Below are 5993 nucleotides of genomic sequence, written 5' to 3'. Positions count from 1 at the left end.
TCAATTTGTGATACTTGTCATGAACAAATGACAACAAATATTGATCGTCCTTTAATTAGGCATAAATTGAGTCAATTTAAGATTGAACAAATGAAAAGACAAATTGATTCCCCACTCTATACGAATGAGCACGGTGAAGAACTTGCGGCTGCTGAGACTGATGTTGTCGAAGTAAGCGACGAAATTCTTTATTCTAATGCATTAATTATGAAACTATGTAAAAAGCACGATATTTCCTTACATAATGAAATTTGGAAAGAGGAACGTGTAACGAAAGTAGCGAGTTCTATTCAACGTGAATTGCTATTGGATAACCGTAAATATAAAATGAGTATATTAAAAATGGCTTATACATTCGCTGTACAAACAGTTGATGGCTACTTTGAAAATCAAGATGCGATTGATATCTCTACCATTCTTTCAAATGCAGATTTCGTGGAACTAAAAGAAAAAAGCATTGTACGTGATTTAAGCAAAAGTTCTTTATGGAATACGCTAAATACAAGTAGTGAAAATCATTACTTTATTTTACTTAGCGATAAAGACGGTCTGTTTTGCTTCATTCGTTTGTTTGACATCTTTGATGTTGTCGTTCATTTATCAGAAAAAAGATTTGACCTTCCATCACCCATTGTCGGTGTAAATAATGTGAATACACAGAAATTTTATGTCCAAAGTTTAAAACAGTATATGGATGGTCTGTTTAAAGAAAAAGCACCTACTATATAATAGGAACCAGAACGTATGGTCTCCTTTCTTGATGAAAAGACACTGTGTTATAATGAGTATGAAAAGAACAATACAATCACATAAACCAATTATAAATTGTATATAAATAAAAAAGACTAGTGTGCGGCTACACACTAGTCCACGTAACTTAGCAGATTGGATTGTTCATTTATCCTATTTGTTTCTTACAAACAAAACAACCCACATTCTATAGGCATAGGTGGGTTGTTATTTTTTGAGCTTGTCTATTAAAACGACGACGAACGTTAACAATGCAACGAGAAACAGTCCACCCTGCAGTAGCAACGCTATTTCACTCACGTATTATCACCCCCCTCCTACTTGGAGAAGTGATAATTGAACAACCAACCGCACCTTAAGTTACCCTTTAATTTTACCATATTTTCTAATAATTTACGATGAAAACCCGCAAGCGAATAACTTGCGGGTTTTTTATACCGTATTAACAGGCAGTAAACAAAATGAAGCAATAAATAGGTGAAACTTTATTTCTCACTATTTTTTTAATGCATATGCATCAGCAATCATTTCACCAACAATTTTATTTTCTTCTTTCTTCTCGTCTTTCAATAATGGGAATAACAATTCTGCCACTTCATACGCTTCTTCTAAATGCGGATATCCTGATAAAACAAACGTATCAATTCCTAACAATTCATATTCTTTTATCCTTTCTGCTACTGTATGCGGATCGCCTACAAGTGCAGTACCTGCCCCACCTCTTACAAGTCCGATTCCAGCCCATAAATTAGGGCTTATCTCTAACGACTCTCTCGTACCTTTATTTAAATGGGTCATCCGTTTTTGACCAACCGAATCATATCTTGCAAATGTCTTTTGAGCAAGCTCAATTGTTTCATTATCCACATATTGAATTAAACGTTCTGCCTCTTCCCATGCTTCTTCTTCTGTTTCTCTTACAATTACGTGTAATCTAATGCCAAATCGCACTGTACGCCCCTTCTCTTCTGCAAGTTTTCTTACTTCTTCTATTTTCTCTTTCACTTGCTCTGGCGGCTCTCCCCACGTTAAATATACATCACTATGTTCAGCTGCTACTTCTTTTCCAGCAGCTGACGATCCTCCGAAATATATAGGAGGATATGGTATTTGAACTGGTGGGAATACAACTTTACTATCTGTAACTTTAATATGTTTTCCTTCTAAAGAGATCGTTTCACCTTGCAATGTCGATTTCCAAACTTTTAAAAATTCATCCGCTGCTTCAAATCTTTCATCATGATCAAGATATAATCCATCTCCTTGTAGTTCAACTGGATCTCCTCCAGCTACTACATTAATAAGCAGCCTCCCATGTGAAATTCTATCAAATGTAGATGCCATCCTCGCTGCAACTGTAGGGGACATTAGTCCTGGTCTCACTGCTACTAAAAATTTTAGTTTTTCTGTTTCAGCAGCAAGAGCTGAAGCTAACACCCAAGGGTCTTCACATCCTTGACCAGTTGGAAGTAAAACACCCGTATATCCTAAATAATCAGCTGCCGCAGCAACTTGCTTATAATAACCATATTCAGCTGCTCTTCCTCGTTTTGTCGTTCCTAAATATCGACCATCTCCATAAGCCGGAATAAACCATAATAATTCCATACCTTTACACACCCCTTATTTATTTTGAATCGTATACTAACACATTCTATATAAATTACCCCTAATAATTTATATGTTAATTCCCTGTCTCACCTTTAAAGTTATCTCGCCATCTTAAAAACTTCACTTCTAGTAAACGTACTAGAGAGTCAGAAAACTTCCCAACAAATGCAAATATAATTATGCCGACAAATACGATATCTGTATTTGAAAATTGCCTTGCATCCATAATCATATAGCCAATACCTTCTGTAGACCCCATAAGTTCTGCTACTACTAAACTCACCCACGCAACACCTAACGATAACCTTGCTCCTAGTAAAAGGTTAGGCAATGCAGCTGGTAAAATTAGTTTCGTGATTAATTTTCTTTTACTAAACTCTAACACTCTCGCAACATCAAATAACTTTGAATCCACACCTCTAATACCTAAAAATGCGTTTACGTATAAAGGAAAAAATGCACCATCTGCAATTAATAACACTTTTGATGTTTCACCAAAACCGAACCATAATACGAAAAGCGGCGCAACAGCTAAATGAGGTACAGTTCTTAACATTTGCACAGATGGGTCTAAATATTGCTCACTTCTCGTTGAAAATCCAACAATCGTTCCTAAAATGATTCCTAAGCCCCCACCAATAAAGAAACCAGCCGCAGCCCTGAATACACTAATACTTAAATGGCCGAATAACTCTCCTGTTTTAATAAGCTCTTTGAAAGCTAGAAAAATATCTAATGGTGTTGGTAAAACTGTTTTAGAAACAAGACCGAATACGCCAGCCAACTGCCAAATTATTAATATAATAACCGGTATAGTAATCGCCCTTACTAAAACTTTTACATTTAACTTTCGTACCTTCTTTATGCCATTTTTCTTAATCGTTATACTCGCTGGTTTCATAACAGCTTTCGTATTTTCCACTTTACAAAACCTCTTTTCACTTCGTTTTCAATGCTTTTTCTACGAAAGAATTATCTACAACTTTTTCCGTCTTAATTTCTTTCTTTATAGAACCGAGCTTATATTGAAAATCCGCAGTCTTTTGTTGTTCTGCTATTATTTCCTTCGTTACCGGAACTAAAATTGGTTTGTCGTGATTAAACACTTCTTTTACGATCTTCGCATCTATCTTTTTTACAGAAGTATATACTTTTATTGCTTCATCTAAGTTAGCATCTTGCCATACACGTGCTTTCTCATAAACTTTGAGGAATTTCTCAACTAATTCTGGATGTTCTTTCGCAAATTTTGTTCTCGTAATTAAAAATTCTGGTGAAGAGACATTTAATGTTTCACCGTCTGCAATCACCTTCGCACCTTTATTTAACGTATGTAATGATATGAAAGGGTCCCAAATCGCCCATGCATCTACTGATCCTGATTCGAATGCAGGCTGAGCTTCATCTGGTTGTAATTGAATGACATTTACATCTTTTGCATCAATACCTTCTTTATCAAGTGCTCGATACAATAAATTAAAAGCACTACTTCCTTTTGCTACTGCAATTTTTTTACCTTTCAACTCTTTTACACTCGCAATTTTGCTATCTTTTTGAACGAGAATTCCAGTTCCTTTTCTCGCATAACTTGTATTGGCGATTTCGGTAAATCCAATACCTGCTGCTTGCGCTGAAATGACTGGAGAATTCCCTACTTCACCAAAGTCTAATCGGTTTGATGCGATTGCTTCAAAATAAGGAGGTCCACTTTGGAACTCTGTCCATTTCACTTTAACTCCTTCTTTTTTAAACTCCTCTTCAAACCACCCCTTTTTCTTTGCTAGTAATAGCGGGCTTAATCCTTGCTGTATACCAATTTGTATTGTTACATCTTCTTTCTTACTACTTGCTGTACTTTTTTCACATCCTAATAAACATACTGATATAGCTAAAACAAAAGAAAGAATTTTTAATTTTTTATACATATAAAATCCCCCTTTTCCTATATACTTGTTTGAATCAACCCTCCATATTCAAACTGCTGTAATACTTTCGTTCGAAGTTGTTGGAACGATTGAGAAGTTTTATTCCGCGGATAAGGCAAATTATTTTCAATCACTTTATGTATTTTCCCTGGTTTTGCACTCATAATGATGATTCGGTTTGAAAGATATATCGCTTCGTCTATATCATGTGTAACGAATATCATTGTTGTTTTCTTATGCTCCCAAATATTTAGCAATACTTCTTGTAAATGACTTCGAGTAAAAGCATCCAGCGCTCCAAAAGGTTCATCAAGTAATAATACATTTGGATCTCTTAATAACGCTCTCGCTATCGCAACACGTTGTGACATCCCGCCTGAAATTTCTTTCGGATACGATTTTTCAAAGCCATCTAACCGAACGATTTCAACCCATTCTCTCACCTTATCTTTCACATACTTATCTTTTAACGACAAATCTGCCGCTATATTTTCTTCAACTGTTAACCATGGAAAAAGCCTATGTTCTTGAAAAATAAAACCTTGTTTCTTGCTCGTTTTTTAAGATAGGCTCCCCGTCAATAACAACTTCACCTTCAAAATCATTATCTAGACCTGCAACAATTTTTAGTAATGTACTTTTTCCGCACCCACTCGGACCAATTACTGTAACAAAATCCCCTTTCTCTAATTGAAAATTAATATTCTCTAGCACTTGAACCGTACCAGTTTGTTTCAAAAAATATTTTGATACCCCATCAATTGAAACAGTCATTTCTTCCCCTCCTTAAAATGATTCATATAAATGAACAGATTCAGTATTTGTGCAATAAAAAAACCAAAGGCATTTTATCAACAGATAAAATGCCTTTGGTTTCTCCAATCGGCAATACGTTATGGAATTAAGTACATATTATACAAATATTTCTGATAAGTCAACTAGGTTTTGTCAAAACATACATATGATTCGTTTGAACATTTTTACTGTTGTTTATTTGAACAATATCATTTACTTACTATTTTTTCTGATCTTTAATCTACTGTAACCAATAAGAAAACTCACACGCTAAATGCAGTTGATGGGATTTAATAACTAAGCGACGAAATTTCTACAAAAAAAAGAGTAATTTCAAGAAATATGCTACTAACCTTAGATTTATTAAAAAAGTTAGATCGTATAACTTGAGACTACTCATTCCCATTCAAAATATTTATGTAATTAAATTTTATTTCCTCTGCACCCTGGCTGTCTCCAAAACTATTGGTGGCAGCTCTTTTTGAATGATTTCTTTTAATCCATAAAGAGCTTTCCTCACATAACCACCTTCGAAATTCCCTAATGGTTCTGGTAATTCATCTTCATCCAATATGAAGTATTCTCCATTTGGAAGTACCATAATATCGATGATTAAATCTTCAAAGGAAACCACTTCATCTTTTATTTGTGTGTTTTTTACGATATTAAAATAGGAACCTAAATACTTTCCTTTTATATCTCTCCATACGTATAAATTGTACGGACGATCTTTCCAGTAATATGCGATTGTATAACTTCCTTTTGGGATTGTTAACTTAGTATCATTTGCAGTCATTGTAAATGAATACTGCACCTCGTGAAATAAAACGATACTTTGTGATTGCTTTTCAAGTAATAAGCAATTGTGATCTACTATTGTTGAGTTATACTGGATTTTTCTTTCTATAATTT

General features: G+C 34.5%; 6 protein-coding genes and 1 pseudogene. 1 reads left to right on the top strand and 6 read right to left on the bottom strand.

Annotated features, from left to right (window positions below; genetic code table 11):
- On the top strand, positions 1-729 hold a 729-nt coding region (locus ACQGS6_RS21580), incomplete at its 5' end, for an HNH endonuclease (protein WP_426965574.1).
- A 228-nt stretch (positions 730-957) separates the two neighbouring features.
- Here the strand turns inward: ACQGS6_RS21580 and ACQGS6_RS21575 are convergent.
- The 6 genes and pseudogenes from ACQGS6_RS21575 to ACQGS6_RS21550 form a co-directional block, all read right to left on the bottom strand.
- On the bottom strand, positions 958-1050 hold the full coding sequence (locus ACQGS6_RS21575; RefSeq protein WP_001289320.1) for a putative holin-like toxin: 93 nt from the start codon (positions 1048-1050) through the stop codon (positions 958-960).
- Positions 1051-1245: 195 nt separating this feature from the next.
- Positions 1246-2358: an FMNH2-dependent alkanesulfonate monooxygenase gene (gene ssuD / locus ACQGS6_RS21570; RefSeq protein ID WP_426965573.1), complete on the bottom strand. Its 1113-nt coding sequence runs from the start codon at positions 2356-2358 to the stop codon at positions 1246-1248.
- Positions 2359-2434: 76 nt separating this feature from the next.
- Positions 2435-3283: an ABC transporter permease gene (locus tag ACQGS6_RS21565; protein WP_426965572.1), complete on the bottom strand. Its 849-nt coding sequence runs from the start codon at positions 3281-3283 to the stop codon at positions 2435-2437.
- Positions 3284-3299: 16 nt separating this feature from the next.
- Entirely contained in the window at positions 3300-4286 is a 987-nt protein-coding gene (locus tag ACQGS6_RS21560) for an aliphatic sulfonate ABC transporter substrate-binding protein (protein WP_426965571.1), read from the bottom strand.
- 17 nt (positions 4287-4303) lie between these two features.
- Positions 4304-5060, bottom strand: a pseudogene (locus ACQGS6_RS21555) (ABC transporter ATP-binding protein).
- Between the two features lie 451 nt (positions 5061-5511).
- Positions 5512-5991, bottom strand: a complete 480-nt coding sequence (locus tag ACQGS6_RS21550; protein WP_426965570.1) for a DUF402 domain-containing protein — start codon at positions 5989-5991, stop codon at positions 5512-5514.
- Positions 5992-5993 lie beyond the last annotated feature (2 nt).

This window comes from Bacillus sp. GMs2/2 (assembly GCF_050172095.1).
In the GTDB taxonomy this organism is placed as follows: domain Bacteria; phylum Bacillota; class Bacilli; order Bacillales; family Bacillaceae_G; genus Bacillus_A; species Bacillus_A cereus.
This window is presented reverse-complemented; position numbering and strand designations above follow the sequence as displayed.